This window comes from Aquabacter sp. (assembly GCF_965279295.1).
Lineage (GTDB): Bacteria > Pseudomonadota > Alphaproteobacteria > Rhizobiales > Xanthobacteraceae > Aquabacter.
Map to the genome: position 1 here is coordinate 227,542 of NZ_CBDIHQ010000016.1, position 26,391 is coordinate 253,932.

A 26,391-nucleotide genomic window follows, 5' to 3' on the forward strand; every position below is an offset into this window, starting at 1 on the left:
GCGCCGGGAGCGTGGCGGAGGTCCCAATTATCGGCCGCTGGGTGCAGCCGGACGGGCGGGAGGTGGAGGTGTCGGGCCGAATCGATCGGCTGGCGCGCATCGGCGGAGGGCTGGTGCTGGCCGACTTCAAGACCGACCGCGTGCCACCGGCGACCCCAGCGGATATCGGAGGCGCCTATGTTTCGCAGCTCGCACTCTATGCGGCGGCGCTTGGCCGCGCCATGCCGGGAAACCCCGTGGAAGCCTTGGTGGTTTATACCCGCGGCCCGCTCGTCCACAGGATTCCGCCCGAACGGCTTGCGACTGCGCTCTCCGCTCTTGAAGGCGGCTGAGGTTTGGTTCTTCTCACGAGGACGCGACCCTGCCTTGACGTGACGGGGAGGGGATACCTACGTTGCGGTCACGTTCCCGTATCGCGTTCACCCCAAGAGGTGTGCCATGGCAGTTGAAAAAGTATCCGATCAGAGCTTCGAGCAGGATGTCCTGAAGTCTGGCGGACCGGTTGTCGTCGATTTCTGGGCCGAATGGTGCGGTCCCTGCCGTATGGTTGGCCCGATCCTCGACGAGGTCTCTGGCGAACTCGGCGATAAGCTGAAGATCGTGAAGCTGAACGTGGATGAGAATCCCGAGACCGCGTCCAAGTATGGGATCATGTCGATCCCGACCCTGCTTCTGTTCAAGGATGGCAAGATCGCCTCCCGTCAGGTCGGCGCCGCGCCCAAGGCGAAGCTGGTGCAGTGGATCAATGGCGCGATCTGAGCGCGTCTATCCTTCATTTACGAAAAAGGCGGACCGAGAGGTCCGCCTTTTTCGTATCTGTCGATCTCCTCGTTCAGCCCATGCAATGCTTTCCGTGCACCTCGCGTCCGCTGTCGACCTGATGTGTGAAGCTTTTTAGTCCGGTAACCACCCGACGGGCTGCGATCGCAACCCAGGATTCGTTGGCATCCAATGCGAGCGCATTCAGGCGCTGCGCCTGGGCGCGGGCTTGTTCGGGGTCGGCATAGGGGCGGGCTTCATCAAGGAAGAAGGCGCCGCCCGGAATGAGCATTTTGGTGCCCGATCTGTCCCGCGTCACGGTCTCGGACCCGTCGAAGAAAATCCAGGCGGAAGGCGCAGCGCCACTGACCCAGCGTGCGACCACAAAGTCGCCGGGCTCGATCAGCCCCGCTGTACGGGAGGCTGGGCTCCTGTGGCGTCCGCCATCGAAGAAAGGCAATCCCAGGTTCATGGCTCGTCCCATCCGGCACCATCATGCGGTGCGATAAGAAGCAAATTCCCCAGCGGAAAAATGGTTCCGAGCGTGGCGGCCGCCGCCCGCTGTTTGGGGAAGGTGTGGCGAAAACGTCCCAGTGCCTCGCGGTGGGCTATCATGGCGCTCCCAATGTTTGAGTCGCACGCATGACCATCCGCCGCCTGCCTCCCGTGCTGATCGACCGCATCGCTGCCGGCGAAGTGGTGGAGCGCCCGGCTGCGGTGGTGAAGGAACTGGTGGAGAACGCCATCGATGCCGGCGCGCGCGCCATCGAGGTGGTCATCGACGGCGGCGGGCGGCGGCTGATCCGTGTGTCCGACGACGGCGGTGGCATGGGGCCGGACCAGTTGGAACTGGCCATCGAGCGCCATGCCACCTCGAAACTTCCCACCGAGGACCTGCTCTCCATTGCAACCCTCGGTTTCCGGGGCGAGGCATTGCCGTCCATCGGCTCCGTCGCGCGGCTCTCCATCGCCAGCCGTCCCGAGGGGGCCGCCAACGGCTTCGAGATCCGGGTCGAGGGCGGCGTGGTATCGGCGCCCCGCCCAGCGGCTCTCAACGGGGGTACCCGTGTCGATGTAAGGGACCTGTTTTTCGCCACCCCCGCGCGCCTGAAATTCCTGAAATCCGACCGCGCCGAGGCCGCTGCCGCCGTTGATGTGGTGCGCCGCCTCGCGCTGGCGCGCCCCGACATCGCCTTCACGCTCGTGGCGGAGGAGCGCGGCCCCGTGACCTATCCGGCCCGCACCGACGACGATGAGGGCCGCGCCAAGCGCATCGCGGATGTGCTGGGGGCGGATGCTGGGCGCAATGTGGTACCGGTCATGGGCGAGCGCGGCGGGGCGCGCCTGGAGGGGCTGGCCGGCCTTCCCACCTTCTCCAAGGCCAATTCGCTCTCCCAATATCTGTTCGTGAACGGGCGCCCGGTGCGCGACAAGGTTCTGCTCGGAGCCATTCGCGCTGCTTATTCGGATCTCCTGCCGTCCGATCGCCACCCGCTGCTGGCCTTGTTCATCAGCCTCGATCCGCGCGACGTGGACGTGAACGTCCACCCCGCCAAGACCGAGGTGCGGTTCCGCGATGGCGGCAATATCCGTGCGCTGATCGTCCGCACTCTGTCGGATGCTCTCGCCGAGCGCGCGCCCAGCACCGCCGCGACCATGGCGGACCGCCTCGTCTCGCTGGCTCAAACGCCGGAACTGCAAGCGGTGCCTGTGAGGGCACCGAGCGTCTACCGCCCTGCCGAGGCGATACCCTCTGGCTTCTTCGACTGGCGTGAGTCGCCTTCGCGTCCGGCCGCCGCCGGTCTGTATGAGGCTGGGCAAGGGGATTTCGATGTCGGCTTCCCGTCCGCCGATGCGCGCCCCTCTGAGACCGTACCCTCCGCTGTTGACCTTGAGCGGCCTCTGGGCGCCGCCCGCGCCCAGTTGCATGAGACCTATATCCTCGCTCAGACCCGCGACGGCTTGGTTCTCGTGGACCAGCACGCCGCCCATGAGCGGCTGGTCTACGAGAAGATGAAGGCCGCCCTGGAGCGCGACGGCATCGCGCGGCAAGGGCTGCTCGTGCCTGTCATCGTCGAGCTTGATCCGGGGGAGGCCGACCGGCTCGCCGAGCGCGCGGCCGACCTCGAAGGTCTCGGGCTTGTGCTTGAGGGATTCGGCCACGGTGCGGTGCTGGTGCGGGAGGTTCCGGCACTTCTGAAGGACGCGGATGTCACCAAACTGGTGCAGGACGTCGCGCAGCATGCGGCGGAGTGGGATGATTCGCTGCCTCTGGAGCGCCGGCTGCTGCATGTCGCCGCGACCATGGCGTGCCATGGATCGGTGCGCGCTGGGCGCCGGCTGAGAGTCGAGGAAATGAATGCCTTGCTGCGCGAGATGGAATCGACGCCCAATGCAGGTGAATGTAATCACGGACGGCCGACCTTCATCACCTTGTCCCTGAGCGATGTGGAAAAGCTGTTCGCCCGCAGGTAGGCGCAGCGGGACATCACCCGCCCTGCGGGGCTGTGGATGACGTGCATAAGTATGGTTAGTCGGGGTACCTTCCCTGGGGCGGCACTGGGATCGAAACTCGTTCCCGCATAAGGCTGTTAACCCATTGTTAAGATCTGTCGTGACACCATATTTAGTAGGTGAACGGCCTTTCGGACCCTAAATCTGTGTTTGACGCGAACGCCAGACTCGCACTAGCTTTCGTCTCCTAGGCGGCGGGAACGTCCTGACCACAGGTCGGGCGAGACTGTCTGCCTTTCCAAACACAGCAGCCCAGGTTCCGGGGCGGCGCGAGCCGTCGCACCGATTGTTGCGTCGTGGCTGTCGCCCTTTTGAGCCATACTTGCCCCTGGGGGGCTGAGGAGTTTTCGGTCATGCGCGTCGAACGTCGCTATACGACAGACGGTCAGTCGCCCTACGCCGCCATCGCTTTTCGCGAGACGGTGAGCGAAATCCGCAACCCTAACGGGTCGGTGGTCTTCCGCCAGGAGGGCATCGAGGTGCCCGGCCAGTTCTCGCAGGTTGCGAGCGATATCCTCGCCCAGAAATATTTCCGCCGCGCCGGCGTACCCGCGCGCTTGAAGAAGGTGGAAGAGAATTCCGTCCCCTCCTTCCTGTGGCGTTCAGTGGCGGATGAGGCCGCGCTCGCGGACCTCCCCAAAGAGGAGCGTTTCGTCGGCGAACTCAGCGCCAAGCAGGTGTTCGACCGTCTCGCCGGCACCTGGACCTATTGGGGCTGGAAGGGCGGCTATTTCGACAGCGAGGCCGATGCTCAGGCGTTCTTCGATGAGCACCGCTATATGCTCGCCATGCAGATGGTGGCGCCGAATTCCCCGCAATGGTTCAACACCGGCCTGCACTGGGCCTATGGCATCGACGGGCCGGGCCAGGGCCATTTCTACGTGGACCATGAGACCGGCGTTCTGACCTCGTCGACCTCGGCCTATGAGCATCCCCAGCCGCACGCCTGCTTCATCCAGTCGGTCGCCGACGACCTCGTGAGCGACGGCGGCATCATGGACCTGTGGGTGCGCGAGGCGCGCCTATTCAAGTATGGCTCAGGCACCGGCTCAAATTTCTCGTCCCTGCGCGGCGAGGGCGAAAAGCTCTCCGGCGGCGGGCGCTCCTCCGGCCTCATGAGCTTCCTGAAGATCGGCGACCGTGCGGCGGGCGCCATCAAGTCCGGCGGCACCACGCGCCGTGCCGCCAAGATGGTGGTGGTCGACGCGGACCATCCCGACATCGAAGCCTATGTCGACTGGAAGGTGATCGAGGAGCAGAAGGTCGCGGCTCTCGTCACCGGCTCGAAGATCAACGCCAAGCACCTCAAGCTGGTGCTGAAGGCCTGCGTCAACTGCGAGGGTGACGGCGACGCCTGCTACGATCCCGAGAAAAACCCGGCGCTGAAGCGCGAGATCAAGACAGCCCGCAAGGCTGGCGTCGCAGATGCCGCGATCCGGCGCGTGATCCAGTTCGGTCGCCAGGGCTACACCGAAATTGACCTCGCGATTTACGACACCGATTGGGACGGCGAGGCCTATCTCACGGTCGCAGGCCAGAATTCCAACAATTCCGTTCGCGTCACCGACGACTTCCTGCGGGCGGTCGAGGCGGATGCCGACTGGGATCTGATCCGTCGCATCGACGGCAAGGTCCATAAGACCATCAAGGCCCGCGAACTGTGGGAGAAGATCGGCTCGGCGGCCTGGCATTGCGCCGACCCCGGCATCCAGTTCCACACAACGGTGAACGACTGGCACACCTGCCCGGCGGGCGGCGAGATCCGAGCGTCCAATCCGTGCTCGGAATACATGTTCCTCGACGATACGGCCTGCAATCTCGCCTCGCTGAACCTGCTTCAGTTCCGCGATGCCGAGAAGCGGTTCGACGTGGAGAGCTTCGAGCATGCGGTCCGGCTGTGGACCGTGGTGCTGGAAATCTCTGTGCTGATGGCTCAGTTCCCCTCGCGCCAGATCGCCGAACTCTCCTACCAATACCGCACGCTCGGCCTGGGCTACGCCAATATCGGCGGCCTGCTGATGTCGTCCGGCATTCCTTACGATTCGGCGGAAGGCCGCGCCATCTGCGGCGCCATATCGGCCATCATGACCGGCATCTGCTACGCCACCTCCGCCGAAATGGCGCGGGAGCTGGGCGCCTTCCCGCAGTACGATGCCAATGCGGATTCCATGCTGAAGGTGGTCCGCAATCATCGCCGCGCGGCTTATGGCGAGGCGACGGGCTATGAAGACCTCGCCGTTGCCCCGGTGCCGCTGGACCATGCCTCGTGCAAGGACGGCCGCATCGTCGCCCACGCCAAGGCGGCCTGGGACAAGGCGCTCGCCATGGGCGAAGCGCATGGCTATCGCAATGCGCAGGTCTCGGTGATCGCCCCCACTGGCACCATCGGTCTCGTGATGGATTGCGACACCACCGGCATCGAGCCGGACTTCGCTCTGGTGAAGTTCAAGAAGCTGGCCGGCGGCGGCTATTTCAAGATCATCAACAACGCCGTGCCCGAGGCGCTGCGCGCGCTCGGTTACGGCGAGGCGCAGATCGCCGAGATCGAGGCTTATGCGGTGGGCCATGGCTCACTGGCCCAGGCCCCGGCCATCAACCACGGCTCGCTCAGGGCGAAGGGCTTCGACGACGCGGCCATCGCCAAGGCCGAGGCGGCGGTGAAGACCGCCTTCGACATCAAGTTCGCTTTCAACCGCTGGACCTTCGGCGAGGAGTTCCTGGTCAAGAAGCTCGGCGTCAGCGCGTCGCAGCTTGCCGATCCGAAGTTCGACCTCCTGGTCCACCTCGGCTTCTCCAAGCCGGATATCGAAGCTGCGAACGTGCATGTGTGCGGCGCCATGACCCTTGAAGGCGCGCCCTTCCTGAAGGCGTCGCACCTGCCGGTGTTCGATTGCGCTTCGCCCTGCGGGCGCATCGGCAAGCGGTCCCTCTCCGTGGAAAGCCATATCCGCATGATGGCGGCGGCGCAGCCGTTCATCTCGGGGGCTATTTCCAAGACCATCAACATGCCGAACGACGCCACGGTCGATGATTGCAAGGCGGCGTATCTGCTCTCCTGGCGTCTCGCGCTGAAGGCCAACGCGCTCTATCGCGATGGCTCTAAGCTGTCCCAGCCCCTCAACGCCCAGCTTGTTGCGGATGACGAGGACGAGGACGACGCCATCGAGGCGTTGGTCGCCCAGCCGAACGCCGCCCGCACGGCGACGGTCACTGAGAAGATCGTCGAGCGGGTGGTGGAACGCATCGTCGAGCACCGCGTGCGTGAGCGCGAGAAGATGCCCGACCGCCGCAAGGGCTACACCCAGAAGGCGGTGGTGGGCGGCCACAAGCTCTATCTGCGAACCGGCGAATATGACGATGGAAGCCTCGGCGAAATCTTCATCGACATGCACAAGGAGGGGGCGGCCCTCCGGTCGTTGCTGAACAATTTCGCCATCGCGATCTCGCTCGGTCTTCAGTACGGCGTGCCGCTTGAGGAATATGTCGACGCCTTCACCTTCACCCGCTTCGAGCCTGCGGGCCCGGTGCAGGGCAACGACACCATCAAGTTCGCCACCTCGATCCTCGACTATGTGTTCCGTGAACTGGCGGTGTCCTATCTCGAGCGCAGCGACCTCGGCCATGTGGACCCCTCCGAAACCGGCTTCGATGCCCTCGGCAAGGGTGTGGACGAAGGCAAGGCCCCAGGCACCCGCATGGTCTCAAAGGGTCTGGTGCGCGGCAAGCCGGTCAATCTCGTCGCCGCTCCCCATGACCTGCGCAGCAGCGCCGACAACGTGACCATGCTGCGGCGGGCCGACGGGGCGACCGCTCTAAAGGCTGAGCCTGAGGTTGGCCTCGCAGAAGAGGTAGAGATCGAGGCAGCTGCGGAAAGCATCCTCGAAAAGGCGCTTCCCTGGAGCGCCGGCGCCCGCAAAGCAGAGCGCCGCGCCGAGGCCCGCGCCCGTGGCTATGAGGGCGAAGCCTGCCCCGAGTGCGCCAACTTCACCATGGTGCGCAACGGCACCTGCATGAAGTGCGACACCTGCGGTTCGACCACTGGGTGCAGCTGACCCGGCTGACCGGGGTGGTTTCACCGCCCCGGCGCCGCATGAAATGACCAGAGGCGGGCATGCGGAACGGCATGTCCGCCTTCGCTTTTTCCGGGCGATGCCGCCGGTGCGCGGTTTGGCGACCTTTCCGGAGGCGTCCGCATGCCTTAAGTGCGCGCCAAAGTTCACCCAAGTTCCGGCGCAGGCATGATACGGCTCGACAATATCGGTAAGCAGAACGGCAAGCAGATCGTCTTCATCGAGGCGTCGATGGCTCTCCTCAAGGGGGAGAAGGTCGGCCTCGTGGGTCCCAATGGCGCGGGCAAGACAACGCTGTTCCGGATGGTCACCGGCCAGGAGCCCCCGGACGAAGGGCAGGTCTCGGTCGATCGCGGCATCACCATCGGTTATTTCAGCCAGGATGTCGGCGACATGGCCGGCCGCAGCGCGATGTCCGAGGTGATGGACGGCGCCGGCCCGGTGAGCAGCGTGGCCGCCGAACTCAAAGATCTCGAAACCGCCATGGGCGATCCCGACCGCATGGACGAGATGGACCAGATCATCGAGCGGTACGGCGAGGTGCAGGCGCGGTTCGAGGAACTGGACGGCTATGCCCTGGAGGGCCGGGCGAGCGAGGTGCTCGCGGGTCTCGGCTTCAGCCAGGAGATGATCGCAGGCGATGTGGGCGCGCTCTCCGGCGGCTGGAAGATGCGCGTGGCGCTGGCCCGCATCCTCCTCATGCGGCCGGACGTGATGCTGCTGGACGAGCCGAGCAACCATCTGGACCTGGAAAGCCTGATCTGGCTCGAGGCTTTCCTGAAGGGCTTCGATGGCGCGTTGATGATGACCTCGCATGATCGCGCGTTCATGAACCGTATCGTCACCAAGGTGGTGGAGATCGACGGCGGCGCATTGACCACCTTTTCCGGCGACTACGACTTCTACGCCCAGCAGCGCACGCAGAACGAGAAGCAACAGCAGGCGCAGTTCGAGCGCCAGCAGGCGATGCTGGCCAAGGAAATCCAGTTTATCGAGCGGTTCAAGGCCCGCGCCTCCCATGCCGCGCAGGTGCAGAGCCGGGTGAAGAAGCTGGAGAAGATCGACCGCGTGGAGCCGCCCCGTCGCCGCGAGAGCGTGTCGTTCGACTTTCAGCCCGCGCCGCGATCCGGCGAGGATGTTGTCAGCCTGAAGAACGTGAACAAGAGCTATGGCGCGCGCAGCATCTACGAGGGGCTGGATTTCCACATCCGCCGCCGGGAGCGCTGGTGCGTGATGGGCGTCAACGGTGCCGGCAAGTCGACACTGCTGAAGCTGGTGACAGGCACGACCGCGCCGGATGGAGGAACGGTTGCCCTCGGGGGCAGCGTGAAGCTGGGGTATTTCGCCCAGCACGCCATGGACATCCTTGAAGGTGAGCGCACCGTCTTCCAGTCGCTTGAGGACGCCTTCCCCCAGGCCGGGCAGGGCTCTCTGCGCGCGCTCGCAGGCTGCTTCGGTTTTTCCGGGGACGATGTGGAAAAGCGATGCCGGGTGCTCTCCGGCGGCGAGAAGGCGCGGCTGGTGATGGCGCTGATGCTGTTTGACCCGCCGAATTTCCTGGTGCTGGACGAACCCACCAACCATCTCGACATCGGCACGAAGGAAATGCTGATCAATGCGCTGGCGACCTATGAAGGGACCATGCTGTTCGTCTCGCATGATCGGCACTTCCTCGCCGCGCTCTCCAACCGCGTGCTCGAGCTGACGCCGGACGGCGTACACCAGTATGGCGGGGGCTATACGGAATATGTTGCGCGCACCGGCCAGGAGGCGCCGGGGTTGCGGGGCTGATCTGCCTCGCGGAATGGCTTTTGATGTGCCGTAACGTCAGCTTCCGATGGGCTGGTACCGCCTCTTGCCTCCGGCAAGACATTGGCGGATATCCCTCTCTGTATCCGCGGTTCCACCAAGAGGCGGCGGCAAGACCATTGCCCACCCGCCCGTGACGCCCCTGGGGGAAATGATGAAGCGCCTTGCCATCGCGTTGATCGCGCCTTTGTTCGCTGCCCTTCTCGCTTGGCCCGCCTGTGCCGAGGAATGGCCCACGCGGCAGCCGGTGAAAATCATCGCCCCGTTCGGGCCCGGCTCGACTCCTGATCTGGTCGCCCGGCTGATCGCCGATTATTTCCAGCAGAAGTTCGGCCAGACCTTCGTCGTCGAGAACAGGCCTGGTGCCAGCGGCAATCGCGGAACCGATGTGGTGGCGAAGGCGGAGCCGGACGGCTACACGATCGGCGTCTCCATCGGTGGCCCGCTCGGCGTAAACGCCATCCTATTCGGCAATCTGCCTTATGACCCGGCCAAGGATTTCGCCTTCATCAGCCTGCTGGTGACGCAGCCGAGCGCGCTGGCGGTCAACACCGAGCTTGGCGTCAATTCGGTGCCCGAGCTGATCGCGCTGCTGAAGAAAAATCCCGGCAAGTACAATTACGGCTCCATCGGCAACGGCTCTCTGTCGCAACTGGCCATGGAAGCGATCGCGCTGGCGAGCGGCACGAAGTTGGTGCATGTGCCCTATAATTCCTCCCCTGCAGCTGTGACCGCGCTGATCCAGAACGATGTTCAGATCGCCTGCTTGCCCGCCATCTCCGTAACCTCGCTGGCGGGCACGAAACCCATCAAGATCCTTGCCATATCCGCCGCGAAGCCCTGGCCGCTGATGCCTGGCGTTCCCACGCTGAAGCAGGAAGGAATCGACGTGGAGGCCGAAGCCTGGAACGGCCTGATCGCCCCGGCGAAGACCCCGCAGGCCATCATCGACAAGCTGCGCGCCGCGACCATCGAGGCGCTGTCCAGCCCCGCGATCAAGGAGAAGCTGGCAGCGCAGCTCATGGAACCCATCCCCGGAACGGCGGAAGCGTTCCGCGCGCGGATCGACGCCGACCTCGCGCGCTGGAGCCAAGTGATCCGGGATGCCCATATCCAGGTGAACTGATCGCGGCCTGATTTTCGCACGGGCGCTTGAACCGGGCGGGCAGGGGGGCTAACCCTGCCGTGAGCGCGGCAATGCGGGGCGAAACGTGCAGTTCATCGACACGTTTGATGCGTCATCCTTCCTCGACACCACCGCGAGCCTCACGGCCGCCTTTGTGCTGGGAACCCTGATCGGCGCCGAGCGGCAATATCGCCAGCGCAGCGCCGGTTTGCGCACCGTGGTGCTTGTGGCGGTCGGCGCCGCGTCCTTCGTCGACCTTGGCATGCGACTCACCGGTGCCGAGGGCGCGGTGCGCATCATCGCCTATGTGGTCTCCGGCATCGGCTTCCTTGGTGCCGGCGTGATCATGAAGGAAGGCATGAATGTGCGCGGCCTCAACACCGCCGCGACGCTCTGGTCCTCCGCTGCAGTGGGCGCGTGCGCGGGGGCCGACCGGATCGCCGAGGCCGGGCTGATCACCCTCTTCATACTCGCCGGCAACACGCTGTTGCGACCGCTGGTCAACGCCATCAATCGCATTCCCATCGACGAGGGGACGTCGGAGGCGTCCTACGAGGTGCGGGTGCTCAGCGGACGCGATCACGCTCCCAAGGTGCGCGAAAGCCTCCTCGCGCATCTCAAGAAGGCGAAATACCCGGTCGCGGACGTCGAGCATGTTCCAGGGGCGGATGCCACAACCACGGAGGTGGTGGCGACGCTTGTCAGCACCACCGCGAACGCTGCGGAACTGGACGCGGTGGTCGCGACCCTGCGGCGCCTTCCGGGCGTGGTTCACGCCAGTTGGGAAGCCAGCACGGCGGATTGACGCTTCCACGGCCTTGAACCGTACAAGAGCGAGGGCTAGGCAGGAGGTTGCATATTCTGCCTCGCTTATTGCCTTGAAGGTCGCACGATGGCCCAGTTGTTTCTTCTGCTTCTCGGCGCGCGGCTGATCCGCCGCAGATGGTGGGTCCTGGGCACGCTCGGGTTGATCTGGATGGCACTCGGCACCCTGTTCTTCGCCGACGCCTTCATCGAGGAAATCCGCATCACGGTGCCCTATTTCGCGGCGCCTCTCTTATTTGACGCGTGCTTTTCCTTCTGCGGGGCCTTGCTGTTCAGTCATATACGCACGCTGCGGATCGCAAAGGGGCTGGTGTTCTTGGCGGTTGCCGGCCTGCTGATCCTGGCGCCCCGCCACAGCGCGATGGCGATAGGCATTCTCGTCGGCACGTTTCTGAGCATCGACGGCTTCTGGCGCGCGGGCAGCGCCATCGTGGTGCGCATTCCCGGCTGGCCCCTGTCCATGGTGAAGGGCGTGGTGGAACTTCTGCTCGGCATCTGGTCGCTCTCGCCTTGGCCCACCAATTATCGCGCCGAGGTGGGTTCGGATGTGGGATTGCTGCTGATGGTATCTGCGGCGGGCCTGCTCAGTCTCGCGCTGCGGCTACGCCACATGCCGCCCGATACGCCGCTTTCCTCCATCATCTCCAACGGCTGGCCGCAAATGCCCACGCCGGCGGAAATCATTGCGGGGCCGGAGGATGAGCCGGTCCCGCCCGTCCCGCCGCGCCGCCCCCGCGAGACGGCGACGGTGCATGTGTGGACGCCGACGGGCGGGCTCCCGGCCCTGCACCACGGCCTTAAACGCTATATCGCCGCCGTGGACGCGCAGGGCAACGTCTCGACCGGCCATTCCGCGCTCCAACTGCCGCCGGACACCTACATCAGCCATTATCCGGCGGTGGAGATCGACCACGGGCCGTCCGATTTCGCGCGCATTTTACGGGCAACGGAGGAAAACGATGTCCCTGGCCTGTTCCAGCCCAATTATATCGAGGAAAGCGCGGGCTGGTGCCCCTCATCCTTCCAAGTGAAGATCAAGGATATCGATGGTGATGCCGTGCGCGCCTTCTGGGCGGTTTATCGGGAGGATAGCACCTACAACCTCACCTACCGCAACTGCTCCAGCGCGGTGGTGACGGCGTTGGATGCCGGGCTGGAGGGGGTCTTTGAAGAAGCCGCCCGCTCGCCGCGCTTCCTTGTGCGCCTGCTGGTCAGCACGGAGCTTCTGGTGGCGGGCATGTTGCGCCACCGCGCCACCACCATGGCCTGGACGCCGGGGCTCGTGCTCGACTATGTCCGCGCGCTGTCACAGATCCTCAATATGCCACGGCCCAAGCCACGCTGAGCCTCGGGTGGCCGGGGTAACGAATCACCCTTTTAAGACAAGGGAGGTCCCGGTCATTTGCTCAGGCTGGGGCAGACCCATGAGGGAGATCAGGGTCGGCGCCAGGTCCGCGAGCCGTCCGTCCTTCAGCGCAAAGCCGGGGCGGCCGGCGAGGAACACAGGCACCGGGTTTGTCGTGTGGGCGGTGTGCGGGTTTCCGGTGACGGGATCGCGCATCAGTTCGGCGTTGCCATGGTCGGCCGTCACCAGAAGCGAGCCGTCCATAGAGAGCACGGCTTCCGCGAGCCGCCCGAGCCCGGTGTCCACCGTCTCCACCGCCTTCATGGCGGCGGCGAGGTTGCCGGTGTGGCCCACCATGTCCGGGTTGGCATAATTCAGGATGATGAGGTCGTACTCGCCGCTCTCGATGGCATCCACCGCCTTGGTGGTCAGCTCGGGCGCGGACATCTCCGGCTGCAAATCATAGGTCGCCACCTTGGGAGAGGGGACCAGGATGCGATCCTCGCCCTCGTAAGGCTCCTCGCGCCCGCCGCTGAAGAAATAGGTGACGTGCGGATATTTCTCGGTCTCCGCCATGCGTAACTGGGTGCGGCCAGCCTTCGCCACGGTCTCGCCGAGCCCCATGTCGAGCGACTGGCGCGGAAACAGGGTCTTCATCACCGTGTCCAGTTCGGAACTATAGGACGCCATGCCGGCCGCGGCGCTGAACTGGATCTCGCGATCACGCTTGAAACCGCGAAAGCCCGGCAGGAGCAGTGCATCGAGAATTTCACGCGCCCGATCCGCACGGAAATTCGTGCACAGGATGGCATCGCCGTCCTTCATGCCGGAATAGTCGCCGATCACCGCCGGGTTCACGAACTCGTCGCTGAAATCCGCCGCATAACTGGCCTTCAGCGCCGCCTCCGCGCTCTCGAAGTGCGCACCCTTGGCGGCGGTCAGGAGATCATAGGCGCGTTGCACGCGCTCCCAGCGGTTGTCGCGGTCCATAGCGTAATAGCGCCCGCACACGGTGGCGATGGGCGCTCCCTCCGGCAGGGCGGCCGCAAGGCGCGCCATGTCTTCCGCTGCGGAGCGGGGCGGGGTGTCCCGTCCATCCGTGAAGGCGTGTACCTTCACGGGGATGCCTTCCGCGCGGAGAATCTGCGCGACGGCGACCGCGTGGGTCTGGTGTGCATGCACGCCGCCCGGCGACATCAGGCCCATGATGTGGCAGGTGCCACCCGTGCGCTTTAAGGCGGCGGGCAGGCCGCTCCCGTCGATGCGGGTCTTGAGGCTGCCATCCTCCACGGCGCTGTCGATGCGCGGCAGGTCCTGCATCACCACGCGTCCGGCGCCGATATTCAGATGCCCCACCTCCGAATTGCCCATCTGGCCATCCGGCAACCCGACGTCCCGTCCGGATGTGCTCAGGAAAGCATGGGGGGAGGTGCTGTAGAGCCGGTCGAAATTGGGGGTGCGCGCCAAGCGAACCGCATTGTCCGTGCTGTCGTTCCGCCATCCCCAACCGTCCAGGATGACCAGCATGGTGGGAATGCGCGCGGACATGGGGAACCTCGTGACTCAAGCATCAGTCGCGCCCTTCATCGGCGCGCATCGCGAAACGGATGGGTCATGATGCCGGACGCAGCGACGCGTCAAGCACCAGTGGCAACCGGCGAATGCTTATATGGGGTGCGCGCGCATTAAGGCGAGCCGGGTCGTCGGCTTTCGCGCGGTTCCGCACGCCGGTGGCTCGGGATGGCCCGCTGAAGGCCATCCCGACTTTTGAGCTTGACGTGAAGCGGGAGCTTACAGCACCGGATTCCAGTTGACTGGCACGTAGCGATATTGCGCCCCGTCCTTCGCCACATAGGCCGCGGAGGGAAATGGAAAATGATAACCCGCCACCAGCATGCGGTCGGCGGAGGCCATGTCGTAGACCTTCCGACGGGTTTCCTCGGCCTTCGCGGCATCCATGTCGAACACCGCATGCCAGCCTGGATTGCGCATGAACAGAACCGGGATGTTGGTGACATCAGACTGGATGAAAAGCTTGCCGTTGCCGGACGCCAGCACATAGGAGGTGTGGCCCGGCGTGTGGCCCACGGTCGCCACCGAGGTGAGGCCGGGGACCAACTCCTTGTCCCAGCCGTACTTCTCCAACTTGCCGTCGAACGGCTTGAACACCCGGCGCACGTTCTGGAACGCGCCCTTCATGGCGTCGGGCGCGCGGCTCATATTGCCCTCGTCCATCCAGAACGCCCATTCCGCTTCCGGCACCATCACCTGCGCATTGGGGAAGGCTGGCGCGCCCTGGGCATCGACCAGGCCGCCGATATGGTCGCCGTGGAAATGGGAGATCACCACCGCATCGATGGTCTTGGGATCGATGCCGAGCGCGGCGAACGTGCTCATCATCCGCCCCACGGGTGCGGGCTGATTGGCCTGTGGGCCGTTGCCGGTGTCGATCAGCACCAGTTTTCCGCCGGTATTCACCAGCAGAACGTTGAAGGGGATGGTGATCTGGTTTTCCGGCAGATAGGCCGCTTTGAGAGCGGCATTCACCGCATCCCGAGTTTCGTTGCGCACGAAAGTGTCGGCTAGCGGCATGGTGCGCGCGCCGTCGGCCACCACAGTGACCTCGGCATCGCCCACCTTGTAGCGATAGGCGCTCGGAACCTGGGTGGTGACTTGCGGCGCGGCGGCGAGCGCGGGACTGGCAAGCGGAGCGCCGAGCAGGCTGGAACCGGCGGCTCCGGCAGCGGCGGCGGCGAGGAAATGACGACGCGAAAGCTCGGACATGGCTGTTCCCTTGGCCTCTAGCGGGCGATGCGCGGGAGACTAAAGAGGTGCCTCAGTCTGGTCGATGACGTTACGTCGTGGCGTCGCTCACGTTTCAGCGAGGCCCAGGTTTGTAAGTACCAAAGAAAACGGGGGCCGCAGCCCCCGTTTCGCTTTCCGTGTGTGCCGAGAGATCAGCGAACCGGCGGGGCGTACTGGATGCCACCCAGGGTCCAGAGCTGATTGATGCCACGCGGGATGGCGAGCTTGGAGCCCGTGCCCACGTTGCGCTCGAACACCTCGCCGTAATTGCCGACGGCTTTCACGATCCGCACGGCGAAATCCTTGGTCAGGCCAAGCTGTTCGCCATAGGTGCCTTCATTACCCACCAGCCGCTTCACATCCGGCTTCTGGGACTTCAGAGCGTCGTCGACATTCGCCTTGTTGACGCCGAGTTCCTCGGCATTGAGCATCGCGAAGTGGGTCCACTTCACGACATTAAACCACTGGTCGTCACCCTGGCGCACCACCGGGCCGAGCGGCTCCTTGGAGATGACGTCGGGCAGGACGATATGGTCGCCGGGCTTCTTGGTGACGAGACGCAGCGAATAAAGCTGGGACACGTCCGTGGTGAGGGTGTTGCAGCGGCCGTCCTCGTAAGCCTTCACCAACTCGTCGGAGCTGGGGAGGGTCACGAGTTCGTATTTCATGTTGTTGGCTTTGAAGAAGTCCTCGGTGTAGCCCATCGCCGTCGTGCCGCTCTGCACGCAGATCTTCGAGCCGTCCAGCTCCAGCGCCGACAGCACCTTGCGGGACGAAGGCACCAGGAAGCCCTGGCCGTCATAATAGGTGATCGCGCCGAACAGCAGGTTCAGGCTCGCCTCGCGCTCGATCGTCCAGGTGGAGTTGCGCGAGAGCACGTCGATGGTGCCCTTCTGGAGCGCCGGGAAGCGTTCGTCGGCCGAGAGCGGGAAGAATTTCACCTTCGCGGGGTCGTTCAGAACGGCGGCCGCGACGGCGCGGCAGAAGTCCACGTCGAAGCCGGTCCATTCGCCCTTGGCGTCGGGTGAGGAAAAGCCGGCAAGACCACGGCTGACGCCGCAGTTCAGCTCTGCGCGGTCCTTGACCGCCTTCAGGGTCTGTGCGGACGCGCCATGCGCCGAAAGCGCCACGGCGGCGCCAGCGACAAGAGCCAGGAGGGTCTTCATGACAGAAGCCTCAATCATTGAGTTCCAGAGGATGTGCGCCGCCTCAGCGCGGCGCGCGAAAAAAGAAGGCCGCCCGAGGGCGGCCTTAAACGATCAGAGCGCCACGGCCTGTCGGATGATGACCTTGGTGCCCACCGGAACGCGGCTGTACAGGTCGATCACTTCGCTGTTCACGAGGCGGAAGCAGCCGGAGGAGATCGCATAGCCGATGGTCTCGGGCTGGTTGGTGCCGTGGATGCGATAGACCGTCTGGCCGAGATACATGGCGCGGGCGCCCATGGGGTTGCCCGGTCCGCCGGCCATGAAGCGCGGCAGGTAGGGCTGGCGCTGGATCATTTCCGCCGGCGGGGTCCAGTCCGGCCACTCGGCCTTGCGGGTGATGTTCACCATGCCCTGCCAGGTGAAGCCGTCCCGGCCGACGCCGATGCCGTAGCGCAGGGCGCGGTTGTTGCCTTCCACCAGGTAGAGAAAGCGGTCGTTGGTGGAGATGATGATCGTGCCCGCCGGCTCGGTGGTGCGGAAATAGACCGGCTGGCGCTTATACGCCGGGTCCATGTCCACCTCGTCCTCGGCGACGGGGACGGCGCCGGGCTGCTCGGAGATATTCATCGTCGCGCCGATACCGCGCGGCGGCACGGGCGTCGACTGCGCCATCGCCATCGTGCCAAAAGCAAGCGCACCGACCTGAAGCAGCGCGGCCAGCGTCAAGGTCCTCAAACTGAAAGCCATTTTTCCGGCCTCTTCTCAACGCCCCCAAGAATCACCCAAGGCGATCCCGGCGCGCCGTTCCCAACGACGCGCTTCCTGAAGGGAGTATCCGAGGTAGAAGCGAAGGAAAAGTGAAAAACCTTGTGCGTTGCAGCTGTACGATCACGCTTTTGATTGCCGGAACCCTTCGCGGCGACGCTCAGGCGCTCTCGGGCACCAGAAATGCTGAGAGCCGCTCGATCGAGGCAGCCGATAGGGCGCGTGATCTGCGAGTGGTCTGGTCCATCAGTACGATGACCGTCTCCGCGTTGGCGACACGCTTGCCGTTCTGGAATACCACCTGCTCAAGCCTGATCGAGCTTGTGCCCAATGCGGCGATGCGGGTGCCGATCCACACTTCGCCTGGCCAATTCACCTCGGCTCGGAATTCCAAAAGCAGCCGGGCGATGACGAACGCGCCGTCCGGCTCCGCGTGGGTGCCTTCGCGGGTGTAGAGCAATTCGGTGCGGCCGGTCTCCAGGAAGGTGGAGAACACGGCATTGTTGATATGTCCCTGCCGGTCGGTGTCGGCGTAGCGCAGCTTGTCGAAGGTGCGCAGGGGGAAATCCTCAAGCACGAGATCGCGCATCACTCATCTCCGAACCGCGTCAATCGCTCTGGGAAGCACGCGGAAGCGTGAAGAATCAAGAGACGCGATGTCGCCCGCGCCGCGATCAGCCGCGCCCGACCAATGGCATCTTGGTGGCCATGACCGTCATGAATTGCACGTTCGCTGACAGCGGCAGGCCAGCCATGTAGACCACCGCATCCGCCACATGCTTGGCGTCCATGACCGGCTCGATCTTAATGGAGAGGTCGGCCTGGGGCACCCCTGCCTTCATCCGCTGGGCCATTTCGGTGTCGGCATTGCCGATGTCGATCTGCCCGCAGGCGATGTCATAGGCGCGGCCATCCAGCGAGGTGGATTTGGTGAGGCCGGTGATGGCGTGCTTGGTGGAGGTGTATGGCGCGGACCAGGGCCGGGGCGCGGTGGCCGAGACGGAGCCGTTGTTGATGATGCGACCGCCGCGCGGGGACTGGTCCTTCATGATGCGCATGGCTTCCTGCGTGCATAGGAAGGGGCCGGTGAGGTTGGTGTCGACCACTCGCCGCCACTCCTCGTAGCTCAGTTCGTCCATGGGGACGGCGCGTGCGCCGGTGCCGGCATTGTTGAACAGCACGTCGAGCCGCCCAAAACGGTCTTTTACAGCCTGAAACAAGGCCTTAACCGAGGCGGGGTCGGTCACGTCGGTGGCGACCGGCAGGAACGTGCCTTTGCCGGCCGCGGCCGTCGTGTCGAGGGCATCTTTGCGGCGCCCGGCCAGTGCCACCGCATATCCTGCTTCGGCCAGCGCCAGCGCAACGGCGCGCCCGATGCCGCTGCCGGCGCCGGTGACGATCGCGATCCGAGGGGTTTCCATAGCGTCTTCTCCCGACCTTGTTCGCTCGCCGCCTCGCCGGGCCGGCTTGAGAACGCTGTAGCCGAGAAGCGGGGCGGGGCGAAAGAGCTGTGTCGGGGTAAGGCTTTACGGGACGTTTTTTATTCGGAGGCGCGGGCGGTCAGGGCGTCGAAATCGATGTGGTGGCCGGCGCGGTCGCGCTTTGAGGCGAGATAGCGCACGTTTTCCTGGGTCGGTCGGCCAAGCACGCGCTGTTCGGCCGCGACATCAAGGCCCGCCGCCTTGAGTGCGGCGATTTTCAGCGGGTTATTGGTGATGAGCTGCACCGAGGTAATCCCCAGTTGCCGGAGCATTTCCGCAGCAAAATCAAAGCGCCGCTGGTCCAGGCCGAAGCCAAGAACCTCGTCGGCGTCGTAGGTGTCGTAGCCTTGGGACTGGAGTTTGTAGGCGCGCATTTTGTTGGCGATGCCGTTGCCGCGCCCTTCCTGGTCGAGATAGAGCAGCACGCCACCTTCGCCCTTTGCCATGCGCTGGACGGTGTCACGGAGCTGGTCGCCGCAGTCGCATTTCAGGCTGCCGAACAGGTCGCCGGTCAGGCAGGCTGAGTGCAGCCGCACCGGAACCGAGCCCGACAGATCGGGCTGCCCAACGATGATAGCCACTTGATCCCGCAGGCCTTCTCCGCCTCGGAATACGACGAATTCGGTTTCCGGTGCGCCTTCGAGGGGCACCGGGGCGCGGCCGACCATGCGCATCGCTTTTACCTGCCGACCCCTGTGGGCGAGGATGTCGCAGACCTCAACGTGCAGGGCATCCGCGACCTCTCCGTCCACAGGCGCGATCACGGCGGCGGGCAGCACGAGGGCGAGGCGAAGCAGTTCTAGGGCGCCGATGTCGAGTGGATCTGCGCTTGTAATAGGACCGTCAACACGTTGATCAACCCGCATGGCGAGCATGTCAACGCGATCAATGTCGAAGCCGGGAAGGGCGATCGTGCCGGGCAGTGTGCGCGGCGCACCGAGATGGGTGAGGCGGGGCGCGGGAAGCGCCAGCCGACCGCGCAGGGGGGCCGCGGCGGCGAGGGCAGCCGCGGTCTCGGGATCAAGGGCTTCGGCGCCGAGGACGAGCGCCCGTTCGGTTCCCGCCTTGAGCATGACGGGACGGCCGGAACGCAGTTCCGATATGGCGCGTTCCACCGCTGTATGGCCGGCGCGCTCGTCGGGACCTAATGTATGCCGGATGCTGGGCCGCTCGAGAGACATTCAAACCTCACCAAACGATTTTTACTTGTGCGGTGCCACAGGGATATTCAAGCCTTTGGTCATCGGCTTGTGACATCCCCATACACCTGAAGCAGACACGCGTGACAAACGGCCGAAACGTCCACCCGTTCCAACGATGACCCAAATGGAAGCTGAAGGCTAAGTCTATGCCGTACTCCACGCCGTTATACGAGAGAGGGGGGCATTTTGGATTTGCGGATCGCTCGCTTGTGATCGGCCAATTGGGCCAGTCGCTTGATGGGCGCGTCGCCACCTTATCGGGGGAGTCCAAATACATCAGCGGGGCGTGCGCATTGGATCATTTGCACCATCTGCGTGCGGCGGCCGATGCGGTGGTGGTGGGGATCGGAACGGTGCTGGCGGATGACCCGCTGCTGAACGTTCGCCGTGTGCCGGGGCGAAACCCTGTCCGGGTCGTCATCGATCCCTCGGGCCGCCTGGATGCCGGGGCGCGATGCCTTCAGGAGGACGGAACGCGCCGGATCGTGCTGCGGCGCGCCGGGGCGGAAGGGGCTTCAGTGCCCGGCGTGGAAACCCTTGGCATCGCCCCGACATCCGATGGGCGCCTTCCGCCCCATGCCATCCTCGCGGCGCTTAAGGCCGCCGGCTTGCACCGCATCCTGGTGGAGGGCGGGCCGGCGACGCTGGCGGCGTTCCTCGATGCCGATGCGGTGGATTGCCTGCATATTCTGGTCTCGCCGGTGATCCTCGGGTCGGGCCGAACCGGGCTTGATCTTCGCCCCATAGCCCGGCTGGGGGATGCGCTTCGCCCGGCCAGTGAGGTCACGGTGTTTCCGGACGGCGACGTGCTGTTCGCCTGCGACATGCGCAGGGGCGCGTTGGCGGCGGAAATGCCGGTGGGTGATGGCGTGTTAGTTGGGAACTGAGGCCGTTCGGTGGGATCGGGGCTGTCGCGTTATGCGCGGCGACTCCCTCTGCCGCCTGCACGACCTTTGCGAAACGGACCTCTCAAGCACTCAGGAAGCATCGCAATTCGTTAGGCGCAGAGGCTGGGCAGTTTTCACCTCGCCCCAAGGGGGAGAGGTCGGCTGCGAAGCGGCCGGGTGAGGCGGCTCCGACATTTCAGGACTGGAAAGGGTTCCCCCCCTCACCCCAGCCCTCTCCCCGTCGGGGAGAGTGGGCATGGCGCTGTCATTCGAGAAGCACCACCAATCCCACTCCAATCCCCTCCCGACCCCCTCCCCCGCAAGCGAGAGAGGGAATGAGGCAGTCAGGAAAGCTCCGTGCCCAAGGGCCATGCCAGAAAATCCGTGTGGCCGATGGTGCAGACGGTCTTGCCGCTTGCCCATGAGGCGGCGACTTCCGGGCTGATCTGCCCGCTTTCCACCGCCGCATTGGCTGTCCCGAGCGCGAGGGCTTCAAGGAGGCCGGCGCGATCGGGGCCGACCTGCCACGGGCTGTCGGCGCGGGCGCTCTGGTAGCCGAGGGCGTGAAAGGCGGCCTCCAGGCGGTCGGAACAGGCATTGCCGAGCGCCGGGCCAAAGCCCTTGTCCTTTGCCTGATCGGCGCGGAACGCGGCGGCAATCGCCGCGTCGGCGGCATGTTCCGGCACCCAATGATCGCGGCCATCGCAGCTGAGCACGGTGAAGAACACGGCGCCGAGCCTCGCCACCTCCTCGGCGAATCCGTCGATGAAGCCTTGCGAGACAAGATCGAAGAACGCCGAGGCTGTGACCAGATCGGGCGCGGAACGGCCGATTTCCGCCAGCGAACACGAGAGATCCGCCTCTGCGAAATCGACGCTGATCCGGCGGCCTTCGTGCACAAGCTTCAGGCTTTCGCCGTCCGCCGCACTCTCGTCCGCCCAGGCGGCGAGGGCGATGCGGGCCTGCGCCAGAAGTGCGGGGTCGTAATCGAGTAGGCGCCAGTGCTGAACCGGGCCGAACAAATGGGCTGAGGCGCGCAGGTTCGATCCCGTGCCGGCGCCGAGATCGACGATCCCCACGCTGTCACGTCCCGCCAGAAGGCGCCCAGCGCGGTCCGCCAGGTCCGAATTGCGGGCGCGGATGTCGGCGGGTTCACGAAGGGCGAGCCAGTGGGCGGAAAAGCCGGTCATGCCACCACCTCTGCACGCCCGGCGGCCGCTTCGGTTCGCCCGGCAGTCCCCTGGTCTCGCTCGCCCATGGCCTTCAGCACATGCGCGATGCCCCGCGCGGTGTGCGACCATGAGGGAAGCCTCCGTCCCGCCGCGAATGCCGCATCCGCCAATCGACGGCGCGCGTCCGCATCGCTCAACAGGCCGCGCAGCGCGCCTTGGAGCGCCGCCGCATCGCCCGGCGGTACTTTCACGCCGGCGCCCTCAGGCACCGTCTCGCCGGCAGCCCCGCCGGTGGTGCAGACCAGCGGGAGGCCCCGCCGCAAAGCTTCGGCGAGCACCATGCCATAGCCCTCATAGAGCGAGGGATGAACGAACAGGTCGGCGCTTTCATAAGCGCGCGCAAGTTGCTCGGGCGTGGCCGCACCGAACAGCTTGATGCGCTGGGACAGGCCGGCGGCGGCGATCCGATCGCGGACCTGATGGGCCTCCTCGGGGTCGAAATCGAGCCCGCCAATGATGGTGAGGGTCCACGGTAGGTCGCTCAAGGCGCTCAGCGCCGCGATCAGAATGGGATAACCCTTCCGGGGAATGACACTCCCCACAGCCAGCAGGCGCGGCGGGTTGCCGTCGGCGCGGGCACGCGGCAACGGCTCAGTTCCAGGCTCCGCGACGGTGATGCGCGCGGGGTCTACGCCGAAATCCGCCACCAGGGTGCGGGCTGTGGGGTGGCTGGTCGTGATGATGGGGCACCCCATCCCGAGGATCGCCCGCTCGCTTGCCAGCAGCTTTTGCCTGTCGGCGGTGTGAAGCCCTTCTTCCAGGCCCAGGGGATGGTGGATGAGGGCGACCAGCCGGCCCCTGATCTTGTCTGTCCGGTCGGCCGGCAGGGCACCAAGGGCAAGGCCATCCACCAGGAGGATCGCTGACGGGTCCGTGCCCTCCAGCACACCAATGGCGTCATTCACCGCTTGCGCGCTCGGGAACGGGAAGCCGCCGGGCAGGGGAAGCGGTTTGGCGGCGATGCCGTGCTGGGGCAGATGGGCAAGCACCTGCCGGTCGTAGGCATAGCCGCCGGTGGGCGTTTGGAGGTCGCCGGGGAAGGCGAGATACATCCGCGTCATCAAGCGATATCGCTCTCGTACCAGGCGCGCGCGACATGGGATTCGTGCAGCGTCACCTTGAGGCGGGCGGGACGGTCCGGCCCCAGTCCGCCGGTGCGCGCGGCATCCGCCATGCGATCGAAGATATGGCGGCACAGGACTTCGGTGGTGGTGTTGCTGCCCGCGAATTCCGGCACCTCGTCGAGGTTGCGATAGGCGAGCGGTGCGAGGATCTCCTTCAGCACCTCATGGGCGCGGCCGATATCCACCACCACGCCATCGGCATTGAGGTCCGGGGCAAGAAAGGCCACGTCGACCACGAAGGTCGCGCCGTGCAGCGCCTGCGCGGGGCCGAACATGGCGCCCCTGAAACTATGGGCGATCATGATGTGATCGCGCACTTCGACCGCGTACATAGGACCCCCGGTGTCCAGATTTCCGGACCAAGATTTCAAGATTTCAAGATTTTAAGACTTCAAGATGGATAGCGCACCACGGTGGCGACGTCAGCCGCGATGCCGTCGAGGATGCCGCCGAGCACATCGGGGAGTTCTGCGAACGGAACTTCGGATGTGATGAGGGCATCCAGCCGTTCGTCGCGCAGCAGGTCCAATGCCTTCAGCAGCCGCCGGCGATGGGTCCAGCGCGGTCGGCGCGATGGGGGGAGGGCGCCGACCTGCGAGGAAATCAGGCGCAGGCGCTTGCAGTGAAACGGGCCGCCGAGGCCGACCATCACCGCTTCGTCGCCATACCAACTCACTTCCACGAGGCTCGCCTCGGTGCCGCAGCAGGCAAGCGCGGTTTCCAATCCCTGGGCGGTGGCGCTGGCGTGGAACACCACGTCGGCTTCCTTCCCCTGTTGCGCGCCTTCGCTGAAGCGGGCGCCGAAGCTTTCCACCAGGGCACGGCGCGCCGGGTTGGGATCGAGCACCGTGACCTCCGCGCCGGGCAGGCGGGCGGCGAGGTAGGTAATCAGCAGCCCGATCAGCCCCGCGCCCACCACGGCGATGCGGTCTCCCGCCCCGGCGCCGGAATCCCACAGCGCATTCAGGGCGGTTTCCATGTTTGCAGCGAGGGTGGCGCGGCGCGCCGGAATGCCAGTCGGGATCACCGCAACGGCATTCGCCGGCACCACGAACAGATCCTGATGCGGATGCAGCACAAACACCTCGCGCCCGATCAGCGTGGCATCGCCCGCCTCAACCCGGCCGACGCTGCAATAGCCGTATTTCACCGGGAACGGGAAATCCCCCACCTGCATGGGCGAGCGCATGCGCTCGCGATGCGCGGGGTCCGACAGGCCGGCATAGACCAGCCGCTCGGTGCCCCGGCTGATGGCGCTCCAGGAGCTGCGGACGAGCACATCGCCTTCCCCAGGTCGCGCCAAAGGCTCGACCTCAAGCTGCGCGGTGCGCGGCGCCACGTACCACAGCGCAGCGGCGGTGGCCTCGTGTTCTGACGCTTTGGCGTGGCGTTTTGCCACGGTGGGCATGTTCATGGTCCCGGCCTCGTGATTGCCGCCTTCGCGGCCCACTGACTTAACGTCCCCTCCGCCCCCAGGGGGACGGAGCCTTCATGACGCTGCGCATCAATCCGGTTTTGCTTGTTCCTCACGACCCCGATGTTCCCTCTTCGGAGGCGCGCCGGCTCCGGCGCCGGCGCATTCTGATGCTGGCGCTCAACCTTGCCACCCTCATTGCCGTCGCGGTGGCGGCGGCAAGTCTGGCATCAGCGGGCGGGTGGAGCGTTTCGCGGATCATCCTGTGCCTTTGTGTCGTGGCCATAACGCCATGGAATGCGATCGGTTTCTGGAATTCGCTGATCGGCCTCGTTCTGCTCCACCGCACCCGTTCCGGTGTCGCGGCCGCCGCGCCGTTTTTGACGGCGGGCGACGGCGAGGGTCCGGTGCTGGTGCGTAGCGCAATTCTTATGACGCTCCGCAATGAAGATCCCGAACGCGCCGTGTCACGTCTTCGTGCGGTCAAGGCGGAGCTTGATCGCACGCCCTATGGCGGACAGTTCGATTATTTCCTTTTGAGCGACACGTCGCACCCCGAGGTGGCCGCGGCCGAGGAGGCTGCGGTCTCCCGTTGGCGGGCGGAAGCGGGCGCACGCGGCATTATCTATCGGCGCCGCCCCGACAATGCCGGCTTCAAGGCCGGGAATGTCCGGGATTTCTGCGGCCATTGGGGCGCGCATTACGAATTCATGCTGCCGCTGGACGCCGACAGCCTGATGGGCGCCGCGACCATCCTGCACATGGTGCGCACGATGCAGGGCGAGCCGCGCATCGGCATTCTCCAGAGCCTGGTGGTCGGCCTTCCCAGCGCCAGCGGCTTCGCGCGCATGTTCCAGTTCGGCATGCGCGCCGGCATGCGCTGCTACACGCTGGGCGGCACATGGTGGGCTGGGGATTGCGGGCCGTTCTGGGGCCACAATGCGCTGATCCGCATCGCGCCGTTCCGCGCCCATTGCGACCTGCCCCTGCTGCCGGGAGAGCCGCCGCTGGGCGGGCAGATCCTCTCGCACGATCAGGTGGAGGCGGTGCTGATGCGCCGCGCCGGCTATGAGGTGCGGGTGGTGCCGGTGGAAAGCGAGAGCTTCGAGGAGAACCCGCCGACCCTGCCGGATTTCCTCGCCCGCGACGCCCGCTGGTGTCATGGCAATCTGCAATATCTCAAGCTGCTGAACCTGCCCGGCTTACATGCCATGGGACGGTTCCAGCTCGCTTGGGCGGTGCTGATGTTCCTGAGTGTTCCGGCCCTGCCGCTGGCGCTTCTGGTTCTGCCGTTCGCCGCCTCCGGCATGCCTGAGGGGAGTGCGCCGCTGGCGATCGGTCTCTACCTCGCATTGCTGCTGCTGTGCCTGGCGCCGAAGCTGGCGGGATATCTCGATGTGGCGCTGACGCCGGGCGGGGTGGCGCGCTATGGCGGGGCACGGCGCTTTGCCATCTCATCCGTGATCGAACTGGCCTTCTCCTTTTTGCTCAGCGCGATCAGCGCGCTTGCCACCACCGGCGTGCTCGTCCGCCTTCTGCTCGGCCGCGTGACCGGGCAATGGGGCGGACAGGCGCGCGATGCCCATCGCGTGCCCTGGCGCATGGCGGCGCGGGCGATGCTGCTGCCGAGCGCCTATGGCGTGCTGGTGGCGGGATTGCTCCTGGCTCTGGCGCCGGCCCTGCTGGCCTGGGTGGTGCCATTGATCGCCGGCTGTTGGCTCGCCATCCCGTTCGCCGTGTGGACCGCCGATCCGCGCCTGGGTGCGTTTCTGGTCCGCCACGGCCTGTGCGCCACCCCCGAGGAGCACACCCCCCCGGCAGTGCTGCGCCGCCTCCGCCCGGAGAAGACGGCTGGCCTGGACCGGGCGGCTTGAGGGCTGCGCTG

22 protein-coding genes are annotated in these 26,391 nt (G+C 65.4%); 10 read left to right on the forward strand and 12 right to left on the reverse strand.

The genetic code is table 11. The annotated features are described in order from the left end of the window. Positions 1 to 11: 11 nt before the first annotated feature. Together ADADO0_RS13475 and trxA are read left to right on the forward strand one after the other, a co-directional pair. Positions 12 to 332, forward strand: coding sequence for a PD-(D/E)XK nuclease family protein (locus ADADO0_RS13475; RefSeq protein WP_511305663.1), 321 nt, complete (start codon positions 12 to 14; stop codon positions 330 to 332). 106 nt (positions 333 to 438) lie between these two features. Continuing rightward, positions 439 to 759: a thioredoxin gene (gene trxA / locus ADADO0_RS13480; protein ID WP_511305664.1), complete on the forward strand. Its 321-nt coding sequence runs from the start codon at positions 439 to 441 to the stop codon at positions 757 to 759. A gap of 73 nt (positions 760 to 832) precedes the next feature. On the opposite strand, the gene ADADO0_RS13485 is transcribed toward trxA, so the two are convergent. Continuing rightward, on the reverse strand, positions 833 to 1,231 hold the full coding sequence (locus ADADO0_RS13485; protein ID WP_511305665.1) for a hypothetical protein: 399 nt from the start codon (positions 1,229 to 1,231) through the stop codon (positions 833 to 835). A gap of 170 nt (positions 1,232 to 1,401) precedes the next feature. Here ADADO0_RS13485 and mutL point away from each other — a divergent pair, with 170 nt between their 5' ends. From mutL to ADADO0_RS13515, 6 genes are all read left to right on the forward strand, one after another. After that, complete coding sequence (mutL, locus tag ADADO0_RS13490; protein WP_511305666.1) at positions 1,402 to 3,234, forward strand: DNA mismatch repair endonuclease MutL; 1,833 nt, start codon at positions 1,402 to 1,404, stop codon at positions 3,232 to 3,234. A 392-nt stretch (positions 3,235 to 3,626) separates the two neighbouring features. After that, positions 3,627 to 7,325, forward strand: a complete 3,699-nt coding sequence (locus ADADO0_RS13495; RefSeq protein ID WP_511305667.1) for a vitamin B12-dependent ribonucleotide reductase — start codon at positions 3,627 to 3,629, stop codon at positions 7,323 to 7,325. Between the two features lie 186 nt (positions 7,326 to 7,511). Further along, positions 7,512 to 9,134, forward strand: a complete 1,623-nt coding sequence (locus ADADO0_RS13500) for an ABC-F family ATP-binding cassette domain-containing protein (RefSeq protein ID WP_511305668.1) — start codon at positions 7,512 to 7,514, stop codon at positions 9,132 to 9,134. Between the two features lie 172 nt (positions 9,135 to 9,306). Next, on the forward strand, positions 9,307 to 10,278 hold the full coding sequence (locus tag ADADO0_RS13505; protein ID WP_511305669.1) for a Bug family tripartite tricarboxylate transporter substrate binding protein: 972 nt from the start codon (positions 9,307 to 9,309) through the stop codon (positions 10,276 to 10,278). Positions 10,279 to 10,363: 85 nt separating this feature from the next. Further along, positions 10,364 to 11,083, forward strand: coding sequence for an MgtC/SapB family protein (locus ADADO0_RS13510; protein ID WP_511305670.1), 720 nt, complete (start codon positions 10,364 to 10,366; stop codon positions 11,081 to 11,083). An 87-nt stretch (positions 11,084 to 11,170) separates the two neighbouring features. Continuing rightward, positions 11,171 to 12,448, forward strand: coding sequence for an HdeD family acid-resistance protein (locus ADADO0_RS13515; protein WP_511305671.1), 1,278 nt, complete (start codon positions 11,171 to 11,173; stop codon positions 12,446 to 12,448). Between the two features lie 24 nt (positions 12,449 to 12,472). Here ADADO0_RS13515 and gpmI read toward each other — a convergent pair whose 3' ends face one another. The 7 genes from gpmI to ribA all read right to left on the reverse strand — a co-directional run bounded on the left by gpmI (position 12,473) and on the right by ribA (position 19,828). Next, entirely contained in the window at positions 12,473 to 13,996 is a 1,524-nt protein-coding gene (gene gpmI / locus ADADO0_RS13520) for a 2,3-bisphosphoglycerate-independent phosphoglycerate mutase (protein ID WP_511305672.1), read from the reverse strand. Between the two features lie 243 nt (positions 13,997 to 14,239). Continuing rightward, on the reverse strand, positions 14,240 to 15,232 hold the full coding sequence (locus ADADO0_RS13525) for an MBL fold metallo-hydrolase (RefSeq protein ID WP_511305673.1): 993 nt from the start codon (positions 15,230 to 15,232) through the stop codon (positions 14,240 to 14,242). Positions 15,233 to 15,405: 173 nt separating this feature from the next. Further along, positions 15,406 to 16,419 (reverse strand): amino acid ABC transporter substrate-binding protein, encoded by a 1,014-nt coding sequence (locus tag ADADO0_RS13530; RefSeq protein ID WP_511305674.1) that lies wholly within the window; start codon positions 16,417 to 16,419, stop codon positions 15,406 to 15,408. Between the two features lie 93 nt (positions 16,420 to 16,512). Continuing rightward, entirely contained in the window at positions 16,513 to 17,073 is a 561-nt protein-coding gene (locus ADADO0_RS13535; protein WP_511305910.1) for a L,D-transpeptidase, read from the reverse strand. Between the two features lie 253 nt (positions 17,074 to 17,326). Beyond that, positions 17,327 to 17,755, reverse strand: coding sequence for an acyl-CoA thioesterase (locus ADADO0_RS13540; RefSeq protein ID WP_511305676.1), 429 nt, complete (start codon positions 17,753 to 17,755; stop codon positions 17,327 to 17,329). A gap of 85 nt (positions 17,756 to 17,840) precedes the next feature. Next, positions 17,841 to 18,587, reverse strand: coding sequence for an SDR family oxidoreductase (locus tag ADADO0_RS13545; protein ID WP_511305677.1), 747 nt, complete (start codon positions 18,585 to 18,587; stop codon positions 17,841 to 17,843). A gap of 119 nt (positions 18,588 to 18,706) precedes the next feature. Next, a complete protein-coding gene (ribA, locus tag ADADO0_RS13550; RefSeq protein ID WP_511305678.1) occupies positions 18,707 to 19,828 on the reverse strand; it encodes a GTP cyclohydrolase II RibA in 1,122 nt (373 codons plus the stop codon). A 230-nt stretch (positions 19,829 to 20,058) separates the two neighbouring features. On the opposite strand from ribA, the gene ADADO0_RS13555 reads away from it, so the two are divergent. Further along, positions 20,059 to 20,736, forward strand: a complete 678-nt coding sequence (locus ADADO0_RS13555) for a RibD family protein (protein WP_511305679.1) — start codon at positions 20,059 to 20,061, stop codon at positions 20,734 to 20,736. 344 nt (positions 20,737 to 21,080) lie between these two features. On the opposite strand, the gene ADADO0_RS13560 is transcribed toward ADADO0_RS13555, so the two are convergent. Genes ADADO0_RS13560 through ADADO0_RS13575 form a run of 4 tightly spaced genes read right to left on the reverse strand, consistent with a single transcriptional unit; the run spans position 21,081 to position 24,506 of the window. Further along, positions 21,081 to 21,926, reverse strand: coding sequence for a class I SAM-dependent methyltransferase (locus ADADO0_RS13560; RefSeq protein WP_511305680.1), 846 nt, complete (start codon positions 21,924 to 21,926; stop codon positions 21,081 to 21,083). Continuing rightward, positions 21,923 to 23,029, reverse strand: a complete 1,107-nt coding sequence (locus ADADO0_RS13565) for a glycosyltransferase family 4 protein (protein WP_511305681.1) — start codon at positions 23,027 to 23,029, stop codon at positions 21,923 to 21,925. The genes ADADO0_RS13560 and ADADO0_RS13565 overlap by 4 nt, the downstream gene beginning before the upstream one ends. Then, positions 23,029 to 23,424: a 6-pyruvoyl trahydropterin synthase family protein gene (locus ADADO0_RS13570; protein ID WP_511305682.1), complete on the reverse strand. Its 396-nt coding sequence runs from the start codon at positions 23,422 to 23,424 to the stop codon at positions 23,029 to 23,031. Before ADADO0_RS13570 ends, ADADO0_RS13565 begins: the two co-directional genes overlap by 1 nt. A gap of 59 nt (positions 23,425 to 23,483) precedes the next feature. Then, positions 23,484 to 24,506 carry a zinc-dependent alcohol dehydrogenase gene (locus tag ADADO0_RS13575; protein WP_511305683.1) on the reverse strand — a complete coding sequence of 341 codons (1,023 nt, stop codon included), beginning with the start codon at positions 24,504 to 24,506 and terminating at the stop codon, positions 23,484 to 23,486. A gap of 77 nt (positions 24,507 to 24,583) precedes the next feature. On the opposite strand from ADADO0_RS13575, the gene mdoH reads away from it, so the two are divergent. After that, on the forward strand, positions 24,584 to 26,380 hold the full coding sequence (gene mdoH, locus ADADO0_RS13580) for a glucans biosynthesis glucosyltransferase MdoH (protein ID WP_511305684.1): 1,797 nt from the start codon (positions 24,584 to 24,586) through the stop codon (positions 26,378 to 26,380). Positions 26,381 to 26,391 lie beyond the last annotated feature (11 nt).